Origin of the sequence: Streptomyces sp. CLV115, from assembly GCF_038448545.1 — a bacterium.
Lineage (GTDB): Bacteria > Actinomycetota > Actinomycetes > Streptomycetales > Streptomycetaceae > Streptomyces > Streptomyces sanglieri.
Window position 1 is genome coordinate 1 of sequence record NZ_JBCEWQ010000009.1, and the last position, 21,983, is coordinate 21,983.

21 protein-coding genes are annotated in these 21,983 nt (G+C 71.2%); 8 read left to right on the forward strand and 13 right to left on the reverse strand.

Annotation, left to right across the window (positions count from 1 at the left end; all coding sequences use genetic code 11):
- Positions 1-162 precede the first annotated feature (162 nt).
- The 7 genes from AADR41_RS05315 to pdhA form a co-directional block, all read right to left on the reverse strand.
- Positions 163-1,149 carry an NAD(P)H-quinone oxidoreductase gene (locus tag AADR41_RS05315; protein ID WP_342280203.1) on the reverse strand — a complete coding sequence of 329 codons (987 nt, stop codon included), beginning with the start codon at positions 1,147-1,149 and terminating at the stop codon, positions 163-165.
- 162 nt (positions 1,150-1,311) lie between these two features.
- Positions 1,312-2,454: a potassium channel family protein gene (locus AADR41_RS05320; RefSeq protein ID WP_342280204.1), complete on the reverse strand. Its 1,143-nt coding sequence runs from the start codon at positions 2,452-2,454 to the stop codon at positions 1,312-1,314.
- Positions 2,412-4,016, reverse strand: a complete 1,605-nt coding sequence (locus AADR41_RS05325; RefSeq protein ID WP_446750981.1) for a molybdopterin-binding protein — start codon at positions 4,014-4,016, stop codon at positions 2,412-2,414. Before AADR41_RS05325 ends, AADR41_RS05320 begins: the two co-directional genes overlap by 43 nt.
- Positions 4,017-4,405: 389 nt before the next feature.
- Positions 4,406-5,254, reverse strand: coding sequence for an NTP transferase domain-containing protein (locus tag AADR41_RS05330; protein WP_342280205.1), 849 nt, complete (start codon positions 5,252-5,254; stop codon positions 4,406-4,408).
- A gap of 109 nt (positions 5,255-5,363) precedes the next feature.
- Complete coding sequence (locus AADR41_RS05335; protein ID WP_342280206.1) at positions 5,364-6,896, reverse strand: dihydrolipoamide acetyltransferase family protein; 1,533 nt, start codon at positions 6,894-6,896, stop codon at positions 5,364-5,366.
- Positions 6,896-7,927 (reverse strand): alpha-ketoacid dehydrogenase subunit beta, encoded by a 1,032-nt coding sequence (locus AADR41_RS05340; RefSeq protein WP_342280207.1) that lies wholly within the window; start codon positions 7,925-7,927, stop codon positions 6,896-6,898. Before AADR41_RS05340 ends, AADR41_RS05335 begins: the two co-directional genes overlap by 1 nt.
- Positions 7,924-9,087, reverse strand: a complete 1,164-nt coding sequence (pdhA, locus tag AADR41_RS05345) for a pyruvate dehydrogenase (acetyl-transferring) E1 component subunit alpha (protein ID WP_342280208.1) — start codon at positions 9,085-9,087, stop codon at positions 7,924-7,926. Before pdhA ends, AADR41_RS05340 begins: the two co-directional genes overlap by 4 nt.
- 264 nt (positions 9,088-9,351) lie before the next feature.
- Between pdhA and AADR41_RS05350 the strand changes: the two genes are divergently transcribed.
- The gene (locus AADR41_RS05350; RefSeq protein WP_124720168.1) at positions 9,352-9,858 is read left to right on the forward strand and encodes an Lrp/AsnC family transcriptional regulator; all 507 of its coding nucleotides are present in this window, start codon (positions 9,352-9,354) and stop codon (positions 9,856-9,858) included.
- Between the two features lie 112 nt (positions 9,859-9,970).
- Here AADR41_RS05350 and AADR41_RS05355 read toward each other — a convergent pair whose 3' ends face one another.
- Positions 9,971-10,564, reverse strand: a complete 594-nt coding sequence (locus AADR41_RS05355) for a TetR/AcrR family transcriptional regulator (protein WP_259930212.1) — start codon at positions 10,562-10,564, stop codon at positions 9,971-9,973.
- A gap of 123 nt (positions 10,565-10,687) precedes the next feature.
- On the opposite strand from AADR41_RS05355, the gene paaN reads away from it, so the two are divergent.
- On the forward strand, positions 10,688-12,388 hold the full coding sequence (paaN, locus tag AADR41_RS05360) for a phenylacetic acid degradation protein PaaN (RefSeq protein ID WP_342280209.1): 1,701 nt from the start codon (positions 10,688-10,690) through the stop codon (positions 12,386-12,388).
- Positions 12,389-12,534: 146 nt separating this feature from the next.
- Here the strand turns inward: paaN and AADR41_RS05365 are convergent, their stop codons facing one another.
- From AADR41_RS05365 to AADR41_RS05375, 3 genes are all read right to left on the reverse strand, one after another.
- Positions 12,535-13,179, reverse strand: coding sequence for a TrmH family RNA methyltransferase (locus AADR41_RS05365; RefSeq protein WP_342280210.1), 645 nt, complete (start codon positions 13,177-13,179; stop codon positions 12,535-12,537).
- Positions 13,180-13,334: 155 nt separating this feature from the next.
- Positions 13,335-14,690 (reverse strand): HTTM domain-containing protein, encoded by a 1,356-nt coding sequence (locus tag AADR41_RS05370; protein ID WP_342280211.1) that lies wholly within the window; start codon positions 14,688-14,690, stop codon positions 13,335-13,337.
- Positions 14,585-15,346, reverse strand: coding sequence for a DUF5819 family protein (locus AADR41_RS05375; protein WP_342280212.1), 762 nt, complete (start codon positions 15,344-15,346; stop codon positions 14,585-14,587). The genes AADR41_RS05370 and AADR41_RS05375 overlap by 106 nt, the downstream gene beginning before the upstream one ends.
- A 115-nt stretch (positions 15,347-15,461) precedes the next feature.
- On the opposite strand from AADR41_RS05375, the gene paaA reads away from it, so the two are divergent.
- The 6 genes from paaA (at position 15,462) to AADR41_RS05405 (ending at position 20,337) form a co-directional block, all read left to right on the forward strand.
- On the forward strand, positions 15,462-16,478 hold the full coding sequence (paaA, locus tag AADR41_RS05380; RefSeq protein WP_342280213.1) for a 1,2-phenylacetyl-CoA epoxidase subunit PaaA: 1,017 nt from the start codon (positions 15,462-15,464) through the stop codon (positions 16,476-16,478).
- A complete protein-coding gene (paaB, locus tag AADR41_RS05385) occupies positions 16,475-16,765 on the forward strand; it encodes a 1,2-phenylacetyl-CoA epoxidase subunit PaaB (protein ID WP_093548044.1) in 291 nt (96 codons plus the stop codon). The genes paaA and paaB overlap by 4 nt, the downstream gene beginning before the upstream one ends.
- A complete protein-coding gene (paaC, locus tag AADR41_RS05390; RefSeq protein ID WP_342280214.1) occupies positions 16,762-17,463 on the forward strand; it encodes a 1,2-phenylacetyl-CoA epoxidase subunit PaaC in 702 nt (233 codons plus the stop codon). Before paaB ends, paaC begins: the two co-directional genes overlap by 4 nt.
- Positions 17,457-17,963 (forward strand): 1,2-phenylacetyl-CoA epoxidase subunit PaaD, encoded by a 507-nt coding sequence (gene paaD, locus AADR41_RS05395; protein ID WP_342280215.1) that lies wholly within the window; start codon positions 17,457-17,459, stop codon positions 17,961-17,963. The genes paaC and paaD overlap by 7 nt, the downstream gene beginning before the upstream one ends.
- Entirely contained in the window at positions 17,964-19,022 is a 1,059-nt protein-coding gene (locus AADR41_RS05400; RefSeq protein ID WP_342280216.1) for a 2Fe-2S iron-sulfur cluster-binding protein, read from the forward strand. It abuts the gene before it with no gap.
- Positions 19,023-19,137: 115 nt separating this feature from the next.
- Complete coding sequence (locus AADR41_RS05405; protein WP_342280217.1) at positions 19,138-20,337, forward strand: acyl-CoA dehydrogenase family protein; 1,200 nt, start codon at positions 19,138-19,140, stop codon at positions 20,335-20,337.
- A gap of 152 nt (positions 20,338-20,489) precedes the next feature.
- Here the strand turns inward: AADR41_RS05405 and AADR41_RS05410 are convergent, their stop codons facing one another.
- Positions 20,490-20,834: a rhodanese-like domain-containing protein gene (locus AADR41_RS05410; protein WP_342280218.1), complete on the reverse strand. Its 345-nt coding sequence runs from the start codon at positions 20,832-20,834 to the stop codon at positions 20,490-20,492.
- A gap of 46 nt (positions 20,835-20,880) precedes the next feature.
- Entirely contained in the window at positions 20,881-21,975 is a 1,095-nt protein-coding gene (locus AADR41_RS05415; RefSeq protein ID WP_342280219.1) for a J domain-containing protein, read from the reverse strand.
- Positions 21,976-21,983: the final 8 nt, after the last annotated feature.

A 21,983-nucleotide genomic window follows, 5' to 3' on the forward strand; every position in this document is an offset into this window, starting at 1 on the left:
GGGGCGGGGCGAGCAGGTGCCCAGGCCCTGGCATCAGCCGTCACCGTCAGGTCCGCCCGTCGGCCCGCCAGGCCCAGGCATCAACCGTAAGACCCGCCCGTCAGCCCGCCAGGCCCAGGCATCAACCGTAAGACCCGCCCGTCAGCCCGCCAGGCCCGGGCATCAACCCGTCGGGGCCTGCAGCAGCACCTTTCCGACGTGCGCGCTGGACTCCAGCACCCGGTGGGCCTCGGCGGCGTCCGGCATCGGCACGATGCGGTCCACGACCGGCCGCACGACCCCGTCCGCGATCAGCGGCCAGACGTGCTCGCGCACGGCGGCGACGATGGCGGCCTTCTCGGCGAGCGGGCGGCCCCGCAGCGAGGTCGCGGTGATGGCGGCCCGCTTGTTCAGCAGGGCGCTCAGATTCAGCTCGCCCTTGACGCCGCCCTGAAGACCGATGATGGCCAGCCTGCCGTTGACGGCGAGCGCCTTCACATTCCGGTCGAGGTACTTCGCGCCGACGATGTCGAGGATGACATCCGCACCGGCCCCGTCGGTCGCCTTGCGCAGTTCCTCGACGAAGTCCTGCTCCCGGTAGTCGATCAGGATGTCGGCCCCGAGCTCCGCGCAGCGCGCCAGCTTCTCCGGTCCCCCGGCAGTGACCGCGACCCGCGCGCCCACGGCCTTGGCGAGCTGGATCGCCATCGTGCCGATGCCGCTGGACCCACCGTGCACCAACAGCGTCTCGCCGGGGCGCAGATGGGCCACCATGAAGACGTTGGACCAGACCGTGGCCGCCACCTCGGGCAGCGCCGCGGCCAGGGCCGGTTCGATGCCGTCCGGCACGGGCAGCAGCTGCCCGGCCGGCACCGCGACCCTCTCCGCGTAGCCGCCGCCCGCGAGCAGCGCACACACCTCGTCACCGACCGCCCAGCCGGTGACACCGGGTCCGACCGCCGAGATACGGCCCGAGCATTCGAGGCCGGGGTACGGGGACGCGCCGGGCGGCGGGTTGTAGAACCCCTGCCGTTGCAACACGTCGGCGCGATTGACCGCGCTGGACACGACATCGACGAGGACCTCGCCCTCGCCTGCTACCGGATCGGGCACCTCGGCCCAGACGAGTGCTTCGGGGCCGCCCGGTTCAGGGATCGTGATCGCATACATGGCGCGAGGCTACTCCGTGGCAGATGGGGACCACGGAAGACGCCGCTCGGAACGAGGCGGACCGCATGGAGGCGGACCGCATGGAGGCGGACCGCATGTGGGACGGGTTCGGCCGGACGTGGGCGGCAGGACGCCGCCGGACGCGAGGCAGGGGCGGCCGGGTCAGTCCCGTGGGCGTGGCAGGCCGGTGGAAGGACCGTCGGACGGCGATGGGTTCGAGGCGCGCACGATGGTGATCAGACGGTCCGTCAACTGCAACGGGCTGGCCGCCGGATCGTCGTAACCCAGCAGCCGGTGCCCCCGCAGCACGCTGACGACGAGATCATCGGTCTCCCGGACGCTCTTGCCCACCTCGGCCTTTATCACCGGCCGTTCGACGAGATCGAGCCCGCTGCCCTGCTGGATCAGGTCCTCCATCACCGTGCCCGCGCTGGGGCTGAGGACCGAGAGACCCAGCAGTCGGCCCGCCGCACTGGCACTGGTGATCACCGCGTCGGCACCGGACTGCCGGAGCAACGGGGCGTTCTCCTCCTCCCGCACCGCCGCGACGATCTTCGCGCCACGGTTGAGCTGTCGGGCCGTCAGCGCCACCAGCACGGCCGTGTCGTCGCGCTGGGTCGCGATGATGATCTGACGCGCCTTCTGGAGCTCGGCCCGCAGCAGCACCTCACTGCGCGTCGCATCGCCCACCACACCGACGAACCCTTCGGCGTTGGCGATCTCGATCACCTTGGTCGCCGGGTCGACGATGACGATCTGTTCCTTCTTCAGGCCGGTGGCGCACAGGGTCTGGATGGCCGAACGGCCCTTCGTCCCGAAGCCGACGACAACGGTGTGATCACGCAAGTTGGTTCTCCAACGCTTCAGCCGAAAGTCCTCGCGGGTCCGTTCGGTGAGGACCTCAAGAGTGGTGCCGACCAGGATGATCAGGAAGAGCACCCGCAGTGGCGTCACGAGCACCACATTGGTGAGCCGGGCGGCATCCCCGTACGGAGTGATGTCGCCGTAGCCGGTGGTGGAGAGGGTGACCGTCGCGTAGTACACCGCGTCCAGCAGATCGACCTTGTCGTCGGCGGCATCGTGATATCCACCACGGTCCATCCAGACGATCAGCACCGTCGCGGCGAGCACCAGCAGCGCCATCATCAGCCGCTTGGCGACCTGCCGCGCCGGTCCGTCGACGACCCTGCGCGGGAGCAGCACCCGTGTGGGTAGGACATGCTCGTCAGCGCGCCTGGCCATCGCATCGTGGCCGGGAAGTTTCACGTGAAACACCCTTCCGTCCACGGCATCGCCGAGGCCCACGGTAGATCGAGGATCTCCACTTCGGTGCCGGACCGTACCCCGCCGGGCGGTACGACGGCCAGCCCGTCGGCGGCAGCGATCCCACGGAGCATCGCCGGACCGTTGTATCGCAGCGGTACGACGTACTCGGCACCGCTCCCGGTTCCCGCGCCGCCGATTCCTTCGCCGCCGCTGCCGTACCCGCTGACCGACCGGCTGTCAGCCGTGCTGCCGGCCCGGTGGACCACGGGCACCAGCCGGGTGTCGTGCGGGTGCCCGTGCACGTCGTCGCGTACAGCGACCCGGTACGGCGCCTCCGGCTCCCGGCCCGCCAGCCCGCGCAGGAGGGGCTCGGCGAGGGTGAGAAGCCCGGAGACGGCGGCCAGGGGGTTGCCCGGCAGCCCGACGAGATACGGGCCCCCGTTCCGCGCCTCGTCCCGGCTGCCCGCCGAACCGTCCACCGGTTCCTCGTCCTTCCTGAGCCTGGCCAGCAGCATCGGGTGGCCGGGGCGGACGGCGACTCCGTCGACCAGCAACTCCGCCCCGATCTCGGCAAGGACCGGGTGGACGTGGTCGACGGGGCCCGCCGCCGTACCGCCGGTGGTGATGACGAGGTCGGCGTCGGAGGTGGCGAGGGCATGCCGCAGGGCGGCCGCGTCGTCACCGAGCCGCTGCGGGGCCGAGACCTCGGCGCCCAGCGCACGCAGCCAGGGGCCGATCATCGGCCCGAGCGCATCACGGATCAGCCCGTCGTGCGGCAGACCGCCGGTCAGCAGTTCGTCGCCGAGCACGAGGACGTCGACGCGGGGCCGCGGCACCACGACGAGCGTGTCGTACCCGGCCGCGGCGGCCAGACCGAGAACGGCGGGCGTCACGAACGATCCGGCGGGCATGAGCCGGTCGCCGGTCCGGCACTCCTGGCCACGGGGCCTGATGTCCTGTCCGGGAAGCACCTGATGTTCCGCGTGGAGCAGCCCCGTGGCCGTGTCCACACGAGCGTGTTCACTGCGGATCACGGCGTTGGCGTCTGCCGGAATGCGGGCGCCGGTGGCGATCCGTACGGCGTCGCCGTCGGGAAGCGTGCCGGGCGCGCTCCGCCCGGCGAGGATGCCCAGGTCCCGGTTCGAGCCGGCTCCGGCTCGCGCCCCGGCCCCGGCCCCGGCGACCTCACGGACGTTCCAGGGCCCCGGTCCGGAGACGACCCAGCCGTCCATGGCAGAGGTGTCAAAGGGCGGAAGGTCGGTGAGCGCGACGAGCGGCTCGGCGAGTACGTGCCCGAGCGCCTGGCCGAGAGGAAGCCGACCGGCCCCGGTCCCGACGGTCCTGGCGGCAGAGCCGGACCGCCCGAACCTCCACGGCATCCCGGATCTCCCGGACCGGGCGGCCAGTGCACGGGCCTCCGGCCAGGAGGCCGCGGGCCCATGCCCCTGCCGACGCCTCTGCCCGTGCTCGTGCTCGTGCCGGTCCTGCCCGGGAGCGGCAGAGGAGCCCTGGTCCGGGACCGACGAACGAGGCACAGCAGTGGGCTCGGCAGTGGGATCGGCAGTGGGATCGGCCATGGGATTGGCCGGGGGATCAGCCATGGGATCGGCCGGGGGATCGCTCTCGGGGCAGGGCGTCTCCGAGGAGCGCGGCTGACGCCGCGGGGTGCCGGTTTCCGCTTCTGCGGACCGCGGCCGATCCGTCGCGTGAGGCCACCCCTCGGACCGGAGCCGACCCGCCGGGCCGTGCTCACCGGACGGCCGGCTCCCGACCAGTGCGAGGGCCTGCTCGACGGCCCGTTCCTCCTCGGCCGCCCGCACCTCCTCCGGAGTCGGGCACCGCTCCCCACCACGAGGCCGCTCACACGCCGAAGACCCGAAACCTGCCCCCGGCCCCATGTCCGCCCCCGGCCCGGAGACCGGCGCGGGCCCGGAGACCGGCGAAGTGGTGTCCGCAGCCGGAGGCCGGCCGGTCCCGCCGCCACCGGCAGTCATTGCGTCTCGTTCTCGTCCGCCCAGCGAACGGCGAGCGCCGCAGCCTTCCGGGCAGCCTCGGCCACCGCTGTGGCGCTGTCGCCTTCGCTGCTCGCCATGGCCGCCGCGTACCCGACGAGAAAGGTGGTGAGCGGCGCGGCGGGCCGGGCTACACCGTGGGCGGCGTCACGGGCGAGGTCGAGCAGGACGTCGGTGTCGACGTCCAGTTCGATGCCGAGTTCGTTCTTGACTGCGGTGATCCATTCATCGAGCACGGTCCCATGCTCTCTGATGCGGGCCCGCGCCGACGCAATGTCCTCCCAGGTGTCGCAGTCGAAGGAGGCGAGAGGGTCGGCCGCCACCCGGGCCAGGTCGAGTTCATGCGTCAGCAGGCGCAGGGGGAGCCCGGACAGGCCGCCGTGCTCGGTGGCGAGCAGCGCGAGCTCACGGCGCAACGGCTCGGCACGGTAGACGGCGACGAGAGGCTGGTCGCGGCCCTCCCGGTCCGTGCACACGGCCCCGTCCCGCCGGCCTTCCCCGGCGGCGGCCAGCAGCGCTGCGACGGTCCCCGTCCCGAGGAACGGCAGGTCGGCGGAGAGCACGAGAACCCGTTGCGCCGTGGTCCGTCGGACCCCCGCGTCGAGCGCGGCCAGCGGACCGCCGCCCCGGGGCTCTTCGTACGTCCAGATGACCGGCCGCACGGTGGTCCGGCGCCCGCCCACCACCACCGTCGTCGACGCGTCGGCACAGGCCGTGAGCACCCGGTCGAGCAGCGCACGGCCCCCGACCCGGATCCCCGGCTTGTCGGCGCCGCCGAGCCGCTTGGCGGCCCCTCCGGCAAGAACGATGGCGTCATACGCGGTCATGCATCCGAGTATGCGGGCCGCAGGCTTCCGTCGATCCGCCCGGTCGGCGATCGAGCCGGTCGACCGGACCCAGCGGGGGGAGGAGACGGAAGCCCGCGGCAGCTCTCGCCTACAACGTGCGCAGCAGCACCGCCGGTTGTTCCACGCAGTCGGCTATGTAGCGCAGGAAGCCACCCGCCGTGCCGCCGTCGCAGACCCGGTGGTCGAAGGTCAGCGAGAGCTGGACCACCTGCCGTACGGCCAGTTCCCCCTGGTGCACCCAGGGCTTGGGCACGATCCGGCCGACGCCCAGCATCGCCGCCTCGGGGTGGTTGATGATCGGGGTCGAGCCGTCGACTCCGAACACCCCGTAGTTGTTCAGCGTGAACGTCCCGCCGGTCAGCTCCGCCGGAGTCAGTCGCCCGTCCCGCGCCGCCTCGGTCAGCCTGGCGATCTCCGCCCCGATCGACTCGGCATTCCTGGCCTGCGCGTCCCGCACCACAGGGACGACCAGTCCCCGCTCGGTCTGAGCCGCGAACCCGAGATGGACCTCCGGCAGCCGCACGATCTCCCGCGCTTCCAGGTCCACCGTGGAATTGAGCTCGGGGAACCGGGCCAGCGCCGCGGTGCAGATGCGCGCCAGCAGTGCCAGCACCGACACCTTGGGCCCGGCAGCCGGACCGGCTGTGCTGTTCATCGCGGCTCTGGCCGCCATCAGCTCGGTGGCATCGGCATCGACCCAGCACGTCGCGTCGGGGATCTCCCGCCGGCTGCGCGAGAGCTTGTCGGCGACCGCGCCCCGTACACCGCGCAACGGAATCCGCTGTGCGGCCGAGCCCGCCGCCGTACGGCCGGCCGACGACACCACCGATACGGGAACGGCCTCCGGCTCCGGAGCCGCCCCGGCCACCGGCGCCGCGACCCCGGCCGACAGCGGGACCGCCGTACCCTCCGCCAGCGCCCTGATCGCGGATTCGACATCGGCCCGCAGGATCAGGCCGTCCCGTCCGGAACCCACCAGCTTCCGCAGATCCAGATCATGCTGCCGCGCCAGCTTCCGTACCAGAGGCGACACCACGGCCACCGGCCCCGGCACCGCGTCCGGCACCGGATCGGGAGCCGTGACCGGAACCACCGGAGCCACCGGCACCCGTGCCGGAACGGCCGCGGCCACCGCTGTGGGACGGACCCGCCGACGACGCGCCACCGGTGCGCCCGTCCCGTACCCGACCAGCACGTTGCCGGACGACTCCACCTCAGCGGAACCAGAACCAGGACCGGAATCAGAACCAGGAGCGGCCCCACCCGTACCGGAGCCGGCGCCTGTCACACCCGAACCGGAACCGACCCCAGCACCACCCGAGCCGGAACCGGAGACCGCCCCCGCCCCCTCCTCGGGCGACCCGGTATCCGCTCCCACCGAGACCGCCACCGTCAACAACGGCGCCCCGACCGGAAGTTCCGCGCCCTCCTCACCGAACCGCGCCGTCACCACGCCCCCGTACGGGCACGGCACCTCCACCATCGCCTTGGCCGTCTCGACCTCGACGACCGGCTGATCGATGGCGACGACATCGCCGACCTCCACCAGCCAGCGCACGATCTCCGCCTCGGTGAGGCCTTCGCCGAGGTCCGGCAGCTTGAATTCGAGTACCTGGGGCATCAGCTCTCCGCCTCCCACTGCAAGCGGGCGACCGCGTCCAGCACCCGGTCCACACCGGGGAGATGGTGCTTCTCCTGCATCGGCGGCGGATACGGAATGTCGAACCCGGCGACCCGCAGCACCGGGGCCTCCAGATGGTGGAAGCAGCGCTCGGTGATCCGGGCCGCGATCTCACCGCCCGGACCGCCGAACCCGGAGGATTCGTGGACGACGACCGCACGCCCCGTACGCCGGACCGAAGCGGCAACGGTCTCGTCGTCGAACGGCACCAGCGAGCGCAGGTCCACGACCTCCAGGTCCCAGCCCTCCTCGACGGCCGCTTCCGCCGCCTCCATGCAGACGGGCAGCGACGGCCCGTACGTGATGAGCGTCGCACTGCGGCCCGGCCGGCGGACCACGGCCCGGCCGATCGGCTCCACGGCCACCGGTGCCTCCGGCGACCAGTCCGCCTTCGACCAGTAGAGCCGCTTCGGCTCCAGGAACACCACAGGATCGTCGGAAGCGATCGAGGCCCTCAGCAGCCCGTACGCGTCCTCGACCGTGGCGGGCGTGACGACCTGGAGGCCGGGCGTCGCCATGTAGTACGCCTCCGACGAGTCGCTGTGGTGCTCGACCCCGCCGATCCCGCCGCCGTACGGCACCCGGACCGTGATCGGCAGCGGCATGGCGCCGGCCGTCCGGTTCCGCATCTTCGCGACATGGCTGATGAGCTGCTCGAACGCCGGATAGGCGAAGGCGTCGAACTGCATCTCCACCACGGGCCGCAGCCCGTACATCGCCATGCCCACGGCCGCCCCGAGAATGCCGGCCTCGGCCAGCGGGGTGTCCGTGCAACGATCCTCGCCGAATTCCCTGGCCAGGCCGTCGGTGATCCGGAAGACCCCGCCGAGCGTGCCGACGTCCTCACCGAGCACATGCACGGTCGGGTCCTGCGCCATCGAGTCGCGCAGCGCCCGTCCGAGCGCCTGTGCCATCGTGGCGGGCTTGGCCTTCGTCGTCCGCTCTCCGGCCGTCACCGCTGCGGTGGTCATCGCCCTTCCTCCACGTCGTCCTGGCCGTGCTGGTCCAGCTCGGCATTCAGCTCGACCCGCAACCTGGCGGCCTGCTCCCGCAGTTGTGCGGTCTGTTCCGCGTATACATGGGCGAACAGGTCCATCGGGTCCAGCACCGGATCGGCGTTCATCCGCTCGCGCAGCGCCGCCGCCATCCGCTCCGCGGCCGCGCGCGCCTCCTCGATCCCCTCCTCGCCGAGCAGCCCCCGACCGGTCAGCTCCCGCTCCAGAAGCTGGATCGGGTCGTGCGCGCGCCAGGCCTCCACCTCGCTGTCGACGCGGTAGCGGGTGGCATCGTCCGCGTTCGTATGGGCGTCCATGCGGTACGTCACCGCTTCGACGAGCGTCGGCCCGCCGCCGCTCCGGGCCCGCGCCACCGCCTCACCGAGGACCTGGTGCACCGCGGCCGCGTCGTTCCCGTCCACCAACCGGCCCGGCATCCCGTACCCCACGGCCTTGTGCGCCAGGGACGGGGCGGCGGTCTGCTTCGCCAGCGGTACGGAGATCGCGAAGCCGTTGTTCTGCACGAGGAAGACGACAGGGGCGCGCCAGACGGCCGCGAAATTCAGCGCCTCGTGGAAATCGCCCTCGCTGGTCCCGCCGTCGCCGACCATGGCGAGCGCCACCACGTCGTCGCCCTTGAGGCGCGCCGCATGGGCGAGACCGACGGCGTGCGGCAGCTGGGTGGCAAGGGGCGTGCAGAGCGGCGCGATGCGGTGCTCGCGCGGGTCGTAACCGGTGTGCCGGTCGCCGCGCAGCAGTGTCAGGGCCTCGACCGGGTCCAGGCCGCGCGCCACCGCCGCAAGAGTGTCCCGGTAGCTGGGAAAGAGCCAGTCCCGCTCCTCCAGCACCAACGCGGCCGCTATCTCGCAGGCCTCCTGCCCCGTGCTCGACGGGTAGACGGCGAGCCGGCCCTGCTTGGTGAGCGCGGTGGCCTGCGCGTTGTACCGACGGCCGCGGACCAGCTCCGCGTAGAGCCTCAGCAGCAGCTCGGGGTCGGCATCGGCCACGGCGTCCGTACCGAGCACGCGATACGGCTCGGGGTCCGGGAGCAGCGGCGCGGGATCGGTGAGCGGCTTCCAGGCCGGGGGCGGCGTGGGCCGGTAAGCAGCCGCGCCGGGCAGCTCTTGGACCGTCATGACAAGCACCTCCTGGCATCGAGGGTTTTCGAGCGGCGTCTGTCGGCATCGGGGGATCGCCCGATGCCGAGGGGTGTCGAAATACTTCGAAATGTCGAGCGCTGTCCGAGGCACGAATGCGGGGCGCCTCACCTACCGATTGTTCGGTCGCGAGCGCATTTTGGCTACAGGCACCTTCAGCCTGTGGACAAACGGTTCTCCACAGCCTGGGATAGAGGCAGGTCGTCCAGGACAGGAAGGCGGGGGCACATGTCAGCTGAACAAATGGCCGACGGGGGCGAGGATCCCGTACGGCTGCCGCCCGCGCGGCCGCTGGACGCCATCGATCGCGGCATCCTGCGACTGCTCCAGACGGACGGCCGCGCCTCGATACGATCGGTGGCCGACCGCGTCCACGTGTCCCGGGCCAACGCCTACGCCCGGATCAGCCGGCTCATCGACGACGGCGTGATCCGCGGCTTCACCGCGCGCGTGGACCACGAGCGGGCGGGGCAAGGGGCCTCCGCGTACATCACCCTCAAGATCGTCCAGAACTCCTGGCGGACGGTGCGCGAGGAGCTCCAGGCGCTGCCGGGGGCGACCCATATCGCACTGGTCAGCGGCGACTTCGACGTCCTGCTGCTGGTGCACACCCAGGACAACAGGTCCTTGCGCGAACTGGTCCTGACGAAGATCCAGGCCATCCCCGAGGTGCTCTCCACCCGCACACTCCTGGTGTTCGAGGAGACGGACCTGACCCCGGGCACGGACAGGCCCACCGAGCTGACCTGAGCCCGTCGCCCCGCAGCCACCGGAGAATCGGTCCGTGCGCCGAAGCCCTGTCGCTTCGGCGCACGGGCGCCCCGCGACCGTCAACGGTTCAACGACTCGACGACTCGACGACTCAACGACTGGAGCGCATCCCCTCGAAGGCCACGCGGACGAGCGTGTCCGCCAGGCGCTCGCCGTCCGCCCCGCCGTCGGGCAGCGGCCGGTACCACTCGACCAGGGAGTTGACCATTCCGAAGAGCAGCCGGGTCACCAGCCGTATGTCCACGTCGGAGCGGAGGTCGCCGTCCGCGACCGCGGCCCTGAGCAGATCGGTCACCCGGTGGTCGAACTCGCGCCGCCGCTCCATGGCCCAGCGCTCGGTCTTCGTATTGCCCCGCACCCGCAGCAGCAGCGTGACGTAGGGCAGTTCGGCTATCAGCACGTCGACGGTGCGGCGGGTGACGTACTCGACCCGCTCGATCGCACGCCCCTGAGTCGCCCCCGGCTCGTCGAGAATTCCGAAGAGCCCGTCCAGCGCACGGCTGACCGCGCGGCGCAGGAGCTCCTCCTTGCCCGCGACGTGGTGGTAGATGGACGACTTGGAGATGCCCGCCGCCTTGGAGAGGTGCTCCATGGACGTGCCGTCGTAGCCGCGCTCGTTGAAGACACGGACGGCAACGGTGAGCAGAGTCTCCGGGGTGTACGTGTCCCGCTTGGCCGTGGTCATGTCCGCGATCCTCCCCTACGAGTTGTCCACAGGTTTGGCGGGCCCCCTTGTCCCGACCGATCGTTCGGTTACTCTAACTCTGTCCGCCCGTCCCTGCCCAGCTCGATGAGGAGTTGGTCCGTCATGGCCGCCGAGCTCTCCCCGCAACTGCTGTCCGAGAAGCACCGCCCCACGCTCGACCAGGCCCTCGACGCGATCCGTACGCGCGCCTACTGGTCCCCGCATCCCGAGCATCCGAAGGCCTACGGCGAGGGCGGCGCCCCCGGCAGCCTGAGCGCCGCCGAGGGCAAGGCCGCGTTCGACGCCGTGCTGAACACCCGGCTCGACCTCGGCCAGCCCGGCACCGACGGCTGGACGGGCGGAGAGGTCTCGCCGTACGGGCCGGAGCTCGGCGTCGAGTATCCGCACCCCGACCTGGACGTCCTGCTTCCGGCGATGCGGGCTGGCATGCCCGCCTGGCGTGCGGCCGGCCCCGAGACCAGGGCCCTGGTATGTCTGGAGATCCTCGCGCGGATCAGCGCCAGGACCCACGAGTTCGCTCACGCCGTGATGCACACCAGCGGCCAGGCCTTCATGATGGCGTTCCAGGCGGGCGGCCCGCACGCCCAGGACCGCGGCCTGGAGGCGGTGGCGTACGCGTACGAGGAGCAGATCCGCACCCCGCAGAGCGCCGACTGGTCCAAGCCGCAGGGCAAGCGCGACCCGCTCCAGCTGCAGAAGTCGTTCACCGCGGCCCCGCGCGGCATCTCGCTCCTGATCGGCTGCAACACCTTCCCCACGTGGAACGGCTACCCGGGCCTCTTCGCCTCCCTGGCCACCGGCAACCCAGTCCTGGTCAAGCCGCACCCCCGCGCCGTGCTTCCGCTCGCGCTCACGGTGCAGCTGGCCCGCGAGGTGCTCGCCGAGGCGGGCTTCGATCCCGATCTGGTCGCCCTGGCCGCCGAACGACCTGGCGAAGGCATCGCGAAGACCCTCGCTCTCCGGCCCGAGATCCGGATCATCGACTACACCGGGTCGACCGCCTTCGGCGACTGGCTGGAGACGAACGCCCGCCAGGCCCAGGTCTACACGGAGAAGGCCGGGGTCAACACGATCGTCCTCGACTCCACGGACGACTACCGCGGCATGCTGTCCAACCTGGCGTTCTCCCTGTCCCTGTACAGCGGCCAGATGTGCACCACCCCGCAGAACCTGCTGATCCCCCGGGACGGCATCACCACCGACGCCGGCGACAAGACGTACGACGATGTGGTCGCCGACATCGCGGCCGCGGTCACCGGCCTGCTGGGCGACGACGCCCGGGCGAACGCGCTGCTCGGCGCCCTGGTCAACCCCGATGTGAAGGCCCGCCTGGAGGCGGCCGCGGATCTCGGCGAGGTCGCCCTGCCCTCCCGCGAGGTGGCCAACCCGGAGTTCCCCGACGCCGTGGTCCGCACCCCCGTCGTCGTCAAGCTGGACGCCACCAAGCCGGACGACGAGGAGCACTACCTGTCGGAGTGCTTCGGTCCGGTCGCCTTCGCGGTGGCGGTCGACTCGACGGCCGACGCCGTGGAGCTGCTCCGCCGCACCGTCCGCGACCAGGGCGCGATGACGGTCGGCGCGTACACCACCTCACCGGAGGTGGAGCGCGCGGTGGAGGACGTCTGCCTGGACGAGTCGGCCCAGCTGTCGCTGAATCTGACCGGCGGGGTGTACGTCAACCAGACCGCGGCCTTCTCCGACTTCCACGGCTCGGGCGGCAACCCGGCGGCGAACGCGGCGCTGTGCGACGGAGCCTTCGTATCGAACCGCTTCCGCATGGTGGAGGTCCGCCGCCAGGCATAGCCGCGTCCCGCGTCTCCGCTCCCCGCGGCCTCCAAGGCGCCCGGGGAGCGGGGCCCGGGAAGTGAGGGGCCGGGAAGTGGGGGCCGGGGCCCTAAAACCGACCGGCCCCGTCCAAAACCGGCCGGCCCCGTCCAAGCCGGGAGACCCTAGCCGCGTTGTCCCGCCTCGGGAATCTCCGCGTACCGCTGCACCCACGCGTGCATGGCGATGGCGGCCGCGGCCCCCGCGTTGATCGACCGCGTCGAGCCGAACTGTGCGATGGAGCACACCATCGCCGCGTGCTTGCGGGCCTCCTCGGTGAGCCCGGGCCCCTCCTGCCCGAAGAGCAGTACACAGCGCCGGGGCAGCTCGGTCCGCTCCAGCGGCACCGCTCCCGGCAGATTGTCGATCCCGATGATCGGCAGGCCCTCGGACTCGGCCCACGCGGTCAGCGATTCCGTGTCGGGATGGTGCCGCACATGCTGGTACCGGTCGGTGACCATCGCACCGCGCCGGTTCCAGCGCCGCCGGCCCACGATGTGGATCTCCTTGGCGAGAAAGGCGTTCGCGGTACGCACCACGGAGCCGATGTTGAAGTCGTGGCCCCAGTTCTCGACCGCGACGTGGAAGTCGTGGCGGCGCAGATCCAGATCGGCGACGATCGCCTCCCGGGTCCAGTACCGGTAGCCGTCGCCCACATTGCGCCGGTCGCCGTGGGCGAGCAGCTCGGGGTCGTACCGCTCGCCCACGGGCCAGGGCAGCGGGTGCGGCCCGACGCCGATCTCCGTCCCGAACCCGTCGTCGTACTGCATCGGTTCCGCCTCTGTCCCGGGCCCCGCCGGTGCCGCCTCTGCCCCGGGCTCCCCCGGTGCCGCCGACACGACGGGCGCCTCAGGCCCGGTGGCCCCCTCGGTCAACGATTCCCCGCCGCCACTGCCTGCGCTGCCCGTACTGCCGCTCTCACTGCTCACCCGACGAGCGTATGGCCCCCGTCGTCGCTGTGCTGCGGGGCCTGCTCGTCATCCTCGCCACGCCGCGGCCCGGGCACCTTGCTCCGGCCCGGGAACAGCAGCCCCCGGGCGAGGGTCACCCGGCCGCCGAGCCAGACCAGGAAGACGGTCGGCAGGAAGACGGAGTCGGCGGCGATCATCGCCATGGAGAAGAAGGGCAGCCCGAGCAGCAGGGCGATGCCGGCGTGCTCCACCATCATGACGACGAGCAGCACGTTCTTGACCCGCCGGTTGAAGAGGGTGAACGGAAAGGCGACCTGCACGATGACCGTGCCGTACGTGAGGATCATCACCATGACGCCGTTGGAGGCCAGGAGGTCCGACAGCGCCGGCCAGGGCGTGAAGTAGTCGAGCTTGAGCGGGTAGTACAGCGCCGTGCCGTCCTGCCAGCGGGAACCCTGGATCTTGTACCACCCCGCGGTGGCGTAGATCAGACAGACCTCGGCCATGATCACCACGAGGGTCGCGTTGTGGGCGAGGTTGGCGACGACATCGAGCAGGATCCTCGACTGGCTCCGCGGTGCGAAGCGGTTCACGGCCCACCAGGCACCCTCTCCGACCCACAGGAACCAGAGCAGGGTCGGCAGCCACCAGGTACCGCCGAGCCCGTCCGTCACACTGGCCACGATCAGGACAAGGCCGAGCACCACCCAGAGGACCGGACCGGCCGCGTTCTCCCACACCGGGCGCCGCTGCCCGGCCGCCTCCGCCCGCTCCCGCCGCGCCGCCCGCCGGGCGTCCAGCGACCAGACCCGTCCGCAGCGCGTGAGCACCAGATAGATCGCCATGAGGTGGATGACGTTGTCGCCGCCGTCGCCCATGAAGATGGTGCGGTTCTGCAGGGAGAGCACTCCGGCCATGAAGAGGACCGACATGGCGCGGGTGTGCCAGCCGACCATCAGCAGCGCCGCGGAGATCAGCGCGACCGCGTACACGGTCTCGAACCAGACCGTGCTGTCCGACCACATGAGCGCCGTGAACGACTGGTTGCCGGATATGAGCTGCTGCGCCATGTCCCAGCGCCACGGGGCGTCGGGGCCGTACATCTCGTGGCGGTGCGGCAGCTCGCGCAGCAGGAAGAACAGATAGGTGGCCGAGAAGCCGATCCTGATGACGGCGCTCTGGTACCGGCCGAGGGCCGTGGAGGTGATGCGCTGGATTCCGCGGGCGACCTTGTGGTCGGCCTTGCGGTCGAGGACGGCAGTACTCACTTGTCCGCCCCCTCGGCGCTCTCGGGAAGGTCGTCGGAAGTGACCGTCCACCACGGCAGTACTCGGTAGGACGGCCGCGTACTGATCTTCTCCTCGCTCCATGGGGGCGCCGCGACGGACCGCACCTCGGAACGGATCTGGATGCGCTCGACGGTGCCGCCGTAGTCGTGTTCGCCGAGGCGCAGCATCACGATGCGGCGGATGTAGCGCTCGGAGAGCTGTCCGCGAAGGCCGTTGGCCCGGTTCTCGTTGTCGTGGGAGCTGAGGTAGAAGTCCCAGCCGCGCCGCAGTTCGTTCTGGTGGACGTGGCTGGGGAGGAGATTGCCGCGTATCGCCTTGCCGTCCTCGTTGGAAAGGCTCATCCAACGGGTGGTGCGACGGCCGTCCGTGCCGGCTATCTCGGCCCGTACGTGGACGGCGACGTTCTGCTGGAGCGGATTCGGGGCGAACAGCTTCCAGTTCTGCTCGAACTCGGGATAGACCCACTCGTCGACCGCTTCGCCGTGCTGCTTGGTCAGGGTGTTGGAGGGGGCGACGTGAAGAAACACCATGACCAGCTGTCCACAGGCGACCAGTCCGATGACCGACAGTGCGACCGCGGCAACGATCTGGTACGGAAGGGACAGGGCGGCCATCCCGGCACGAGGGCCTGATTCCAGGGCCTGACCAGCGCCGGAGGGCTCTTCCTCGCGTCGATCCGGCCCCGGCTCGACGCTCCCGTTCCCGCTCTCGGAGCCCCTGTCGTCGTACGAATCCATCCCGCCCCGATCCCCGTCGATCCCCGGTCAGTTATCCACAGGGTTGACACCCTACGGGCCACCGACTCACCATTGAAGACATTGAACCGAACGATCGGTCGGTAGGGAGCCCGGGATGGCGGCAGTGACTGCGGACCAGACAGCGCAGGCGGGAGCGGACAGGCCCGAAGGGGCGGACAGGGCCCTGGAGGCGGCGTTCGACGCCGCTGTGGCGGCGGACGAGCGCATCGAGCCACGCGACTGGATGCCCGATGCGTACCGGGCCTCGCTGGTCAGGCAAATGGCCCAGCATGCCCACTCGGAAATCATCGGCATGCAGCCGGAGGCCAACTGGATCTCGCGTGCGCCCTCGCTGCGCCGCAAGGCGATCCTCATGGCCAAGGTGCAGGACGAGGCGGGCCACGGGCTCTATCTCTACAGCGCGGCGGAGACCCTCGGCACGGGCCGCGAGGAGCTGCTCGACAAGCTCCACGCGGGCCGCCAGAGGTATTCATCAATCTTCAACTACCCGACGCTGACCTGGGCGGACGTCGGCGCGATCGGCTGGCTCGTCGACGGCGCCGCGATCACCAACCAGGTGCCGCTGTGCCGCTGCTCCTACGGTCCTTACGCGCGGGCGATGGTCCGCATCTGCAAGGAGGAGTCCTTCCACCAGCGTCAGGGCTACGAGCTGCTGCTCGCCCTCAGCAACGGCACCCCGGCTCAGCACGAGATGGCGCAGGACGCGGTGAACCGCTGGTGGTGGCCGTCCCTGATGATGTTCGGCCCGCCGGACGACGCTTCGGCCCACTCGGCGCAGTCGATGACCTGGAAGATCAAGCGGCATTCCAACGACGAGCTGCGGCAGCGCTTCGTGGACATCTGTGTCCCGCAGGCGAAGGCGCTGGGGCTCACCCTCCCCGACCCGGACATCCGGTGGAACGAGGAGCGCGGACAGCACGACTTCGGCGCGATCGACTGGAATGAGTTCCAGGAGGTCCTCAAGGGCAACGGCCCGTGCAACGAGCAGCGCCTCAGCCAGCGCCGCCGGGCACACGAGGAGGGCGCCTGGGTCCGGGACGCGGCGGTTGCCTACGCCGAGAAGCACACAGCAACGCACACAGCAGCGAGGAACGGGGAGGCGACAGCATGAGCAGCTCGACCGAATGGCCACTGTGGGAGGTGTTCGTGCGTTCCCGCCGGGGTCTTTCCCACACCCACGCCGGCAGCCTGCACGCCCCGGACGCGGAGATGGCCCTGCGCAACGCGCGCGATCTGTACACCCGCCGTTCCGAGGGCGTCTCGATCTGGGTGGTCCCGTCCGCACAGGTCACGGCCTCCTCACCGGACGAGAAGGACTCCTTCTTCGAGCCGGCCGGTGACAAGCCGTACCGGCATCCGACGTTCTACGAGATCCCGGAAGGGGTGAAGCACCTGTGACCGCGGCCCTCGCCCTGGGCGACGACGCGCTGGTGCTCTCGCACCGGCTGGGGGAGTGGGCGGGCCATGCGCCCGTGCTGGAAGAAGAAGTGGCCCTGGCCAACATCGCCCTGGACCTGCTGGGCCAGGCCCGGCTGCTGCTCTCCATGGCCGGGGACGAGGACGAGCTGGCGTATCTGCGCGAGGAACGTGCCTTCCGCAACGTCCAGCTGGTCGAGCAGCCGAACGGCGACTTCGCCCACACCATCGCCCGCCAGCTCTACTTCTCCGCCTACCAGCGGCCGCTGTACGAGCAGCTGGCATCGGGCGGGAGCGCGTTCGCAGGTCTGGCGGCGAAGGCCGTCAAGGAGGTCGCGTACCACCAGGACCACGCGGAGCACTGGACGCTGCGGCTGGGCGACGGCACGGACGAGAGCCATGACCGGATGCAGCGCGGCGTGGACGCCCTCTGGCGGTTCACCGGCGAGCTGTTCGAACCGGTCGAGGGCCTGGAGGTCGACTGGCAGTCGCTGCGGAGCGACTGGCTGGAGTCCGTCTCCGCGGTGCTGGACCGGGCCACGCTGACGCTGCCGTCCGGCCCGCGGTCCGGGGCGTGGACGGCGGGTGCGGGACGCCAGGGCATCCACACGGAACCCTTCGGCCGCATGATCGCCGAGATGCAGCATCTGCATCGCAGCCACCCGGGGGCGTCATGGTGACCGAGACACTCCTGGAGGAGGAGCTGCACCGCATCGCAGGCTCCGTGCCCGACCCCGAACTGCCGGTCCTGACCCTGGACGAGCTGGGTGTGCTCCGGGGCGTGGACGTCCTCGCCCCCGGCAAGGTCACCGTGCGCCTCACCCCGACCTACACGGGCTGCCCAGCTATCGAGGCCATGTCCGCGGACATCGAACGGGTGCTGCACGACCACGGCATACCGGAGGTCTCCGTGGTCAAGGTGCTCTCACCGGCCTGGTCCACGGACGACATCAGCGCGGAAGGGCGGCGCAAGCTGGCGGAGTTCGGCATAGCGCCCCCACGCCCGCACGACGTCACGGCCCCCGCGGGCGGCCCGGTGCCGCTCACGCTCTCGGTGCGATGCCCGCACTGCGGCTCGACCGATACGGAGCTGCTGAGCCGGTTCTCCTCCACCGCGTGCAAGGCGCTGCGGCGTTGCGTGACATGCCGCGAGCCGTTCGACCACTTCAAGGAGTTGTAGATGTTCCATCCGCTCCGGGTCCGCGCCGTCGAACGGCTCACGGACGATTCGGTGGCCGTCACCCTCGCCGTGCCGCCCGAGTTGCGCGAGACCTTCCGCCACAAGCCCGGCCAGCATCTCAATGTGCGGTACACGGTCGACGGCGAGGAGATCCGCCGCTCGTACTCGATCTGCTCCCCGGCAGTCGAGGAACCGGCCGATCCGGTACTGCGGGTGGGCATCCGGCTCGTCGACGGCGGCGCGTTCTCCACGTACGCCCTGAAGGAACTCGCCGTCGGTGACGTGGTCGAGGCGATGTCTCCGATGGGCCGCTTCGTGCTGGAGCCCCGCGCCGGACGCTTCGCGGCAATCGTCGGGGGCAGCGGGATCACGCCGGTGCTGTCGATCGCGGCCACGCTGCTGGCTCGGGAGCCCGACGCCCGCTTCTGCTTGATCCGCAGCGACCGAACGGCGCTCTCGACGATGTTCCTGGACGAAGTCGCCGACCTCAAGGACCGCTATCCGGACCGGTTCCAGCTGGTCACGGTGCTCTCCCGGGAGGAGCAGCAGGCGGGCCTTCCCTCCGGCCGGCTGGACCAGGACCGGCTCACCGAGCTGCTGCCCGCGCTGCTTCCGACGGCCGAGGTGGACGGCTGGTATCTCTGCGGGCCGTTCGGGCTGGTCCTGGCGGCGGACCGGGCGCTGCGCGGCCTGGGTGTCGACCGGACCCGCGTCCACCAGGAGATCTTCCACGTGGACGACGGCCCGAGCGCGTCCACGCGCCCCCGGATCGATTCACCGGCCCACAGCAGGCTCACCGCGACCCTGGACGGCCGCTCCGGCACCTGGCCCGTGGAGGAGGGCGAATCGCTGCTGGAGACCGTGCTGCGCAGCCGCGCCGACGCACCGTACGCCTGCAAGGGCGGGGTGTGCGGGACCTGCCGGGCGTTCCTGGTCTCGGGCGAGGTGCGGATGGACCGCAACTTCGCGCTGGAGCCCGAGGAGACGGGCGCGGGCTATGTGCTGGCGTGCCAGTCCCATCCGGTCACGCCGGAGGTGGAACTCGACTTCGACCGCTGACCGACCCCGTCGCCGCTCCTCCCGTGTTCCCTTCTCATAGAACCTGTTCTATCTTGACGGTCCGTCAGATCCGGGCGGGCATTCGGGCGGCACCGGTCAACGGGAGGCCAGGACAGTGGACTTCACCTTCACCGAGGAACAGCAGGCGGCCGCGGAGGCAGCGCGCGCGGTCCTGTCGGGAGTCGTACCGGACGGGGTTCCCAGCCCCGCTCTGGTGCCGGGCGCGGTGGCCGAGGACATCGACCGCCCGCTGTGGGCCGGGCTCGCGTCGAGCGACCTGCTGAGCCTGACGCTGCTGCCCGAACACGGCGGTGCCGGGCTCGATCTCGTCGCGCTGTGCCTGGTGTTGCGCGAGTCCGCCAAGGTGCTCGCGAGGGTGCCGCTGCTGGAGACGTGCGCGGTCGCGATGGCGCTCCAGCGGTACGGAGACCCGGGGCTGGCCGCCGAGTTGCTGCCCCGGATCGGCCGGGGCGAGCTGGTCCTCACCGCCGGGTCCAACGGCCGGTCCGGCCACGATCCGGCCGAACTCGCGGTCAAGGCCCGCCGGAGGGCGAGGACGGGAACCTCCGGGAAGGACACGGCCCAGGGCGGGGCCGCAGCCACCCCTGCCGATGCCGCCGTCGGCTGGGTGCTCGACGGGATGCAGTCAGCGGTGCCGTGGGCGCAGGCGGCGGACTGGATCGCGATTCCGGCCCACACGGACGAGGGCCGGGCGGTCGTCGCCCTGGTCCGGCCCGCCCAGGACGGCGTCACCCTGGCCGAGCAGGTCTCCACCAGCGGCGAACGGTTCGCCGAGGTCCGGTTGGAGTCGGTACGTATCGACGACCGCGCGCTGATCGACGGCGCCGGGGCCTGGGAGTGGCTGCGCGCGGTCCTCACCACCGGGACGTGCGCGCTGGCGCTGGGCCTGGGTGAGGCCGTGCTCGCCATGACGAGCCAATACACGGGCAAACGCGAGCAGTTCGGCTTTCCGGTGGCAACGTTCCAGGCCGTCGCGGTACAGGCGGCGGACCGGTACATCGACCTGCGCGCCATGGAAGTGACGCTCTGGCAGGCGGCCTGGCGGATCTCCACCGGGGCCGACGGGGCGCTGCCTGCCGAGGGCGACATCGCCGTGGCGAAGATCTGGGCATCGGACGGAATCCGGCGGGTCGTACAGACGGCACAGCATCTTCACGGCGGCTTCGGCGCGGACACGGACTACCCACTGCACCGTTTTCACGCCTGGGCGAAGCAGATCGAACTGTCCCTCGGCCCGGCGGCGGCACACGAGGAGGCACTGGGCAACCTTCTGGCCGCACACCTGCTCGACTGACCCCGGTCGAAGCACCTGCCCGGCCGGCGTCGGCCGAACGTCGGACAGCCCACCCGGCAGCCGACCGGCAACAGGGCCGTCCCTGCCGACGCCGCCCCGGTCGGGAGCACCCCGGCCCGGAACGGCTCAGCGGCCGGGAACAGCTCTGCGGATCAGAGCACGAAGGCCGGGTCGCCGCTGTCCGTGACCATCGGGCGTCCGGCGCCGTCCCAGGCGAGCATCCCGCCGTCGACGTTCACGGCGTCGATGCCCTGCTGCACCAGGTACTGCGTGACCTGGGCCGACCGGCCACCGACCCGGCACATGACGTGCACGCGCCGACCGTCGTCGGCGGCCTCGGTCAGCTCACCGAAGCGGGCCACGAACCCGCTCATCGGGATGTGCAGGGCGCCCTCGACATGCCCGGCCGCCCATTCGTTGTCCTCACGGACGTCCAGCACGAAGCCGTCCGACGGCACCGCCGCGACGTCCACCGAGGGCAGCGGGGCGAAATTCATGGGTCATGCCTTCTCTCGTACGTACGCTCCAGAGTCACCCGGAACGCTACTGCACCATCCCCGCCAGCTCCGCCTCGCGCTGCGCGACCTCGCCCAGGAGCTGCTCGGCGATCTCGTCGAGCAGCCGGTCCGGATCGTCCGGCGCCATCCGCAGCATGGACCCGATCGCACTCTCCTCCAGCTCCTGGGCAAGGACCGTCAGAAGCTCCTTGCGCTGGGTCAGCCAGTTCAGCCGGGCGTAGAGCTCCTCGCTCTCGCTGAGCTCCGTCTCCGGGGCCGCCGGGCCCGCCGCCCATTCCTGCGCCAGCTCCATCAGGAGCGCCTCGTCCCCCCGCCCGTACGCGGCGTTCACCCGGGCGATGAACTCGTCCCGGCGGGCCCGCTCCGTCTCGTCCTGTGCCAGGTCCGGGTGGGCCTGGCGCGCCAGGTCGCGGTAGAGCTTGCGCGCCTCCTCGGTCGGCCGGACCCGCTTGGGCGGCCGGACCGGCTGCTCGGTCAGCATCGCCGCAGCCTCGGGGGAGAGCCCGTCGGAGTCGATCCAGTCGTGGAAGAGCTCTTCGACGCCGGGCATCGGCATCACGACAGCCCTGGCCTCCTGCGCCTTGCGGATGTCCTCCGGGTCACCCGTCCTGGCGGCCCGGGCCTCCGCGATCTGTGCGTCGAGCTCATCGAGGCGGGTGTACATGGGCCCGAGCTTCTGGTGGTGCAGCCGGGAGAAGTTCTCCACCTCGACCCGGAAGGTCTCCACCGCGATCTCGAACTCGATCAGCGCCTGCTCCGCCGCCCGAACCGCCCTCGCGAGCCGAGCCTCGGGCCGCTCCCCCTCAGCACGGCCGTCCGTCCCGCCACCGGCGTCACCACCCGCCGGTCCGCCGGCTTCCCCGTCTGCCGACCCACCTGCGGCCGCATCGGCAGGCCCGCCCCCGGCGCTGCCCGCAGCGGCGCCGGAACCACCGTCAGCACCGGTCTCCGGACCGGCACCGGCCGGTCCGTGCTGCTCGGACGGCCCGCCCTGCGCCTGCTGCCCAAGCGGCTCGTTCGGGGCATGCTGCTCGCGCTGCCGGTCGTTGTCCTGCCGGTCGCTGTCCTGCCGGTCATCGTCGTTCCGGGTGGTCGGCACCCCGGCGGCTTCGTGGGTCACCCGTCCAG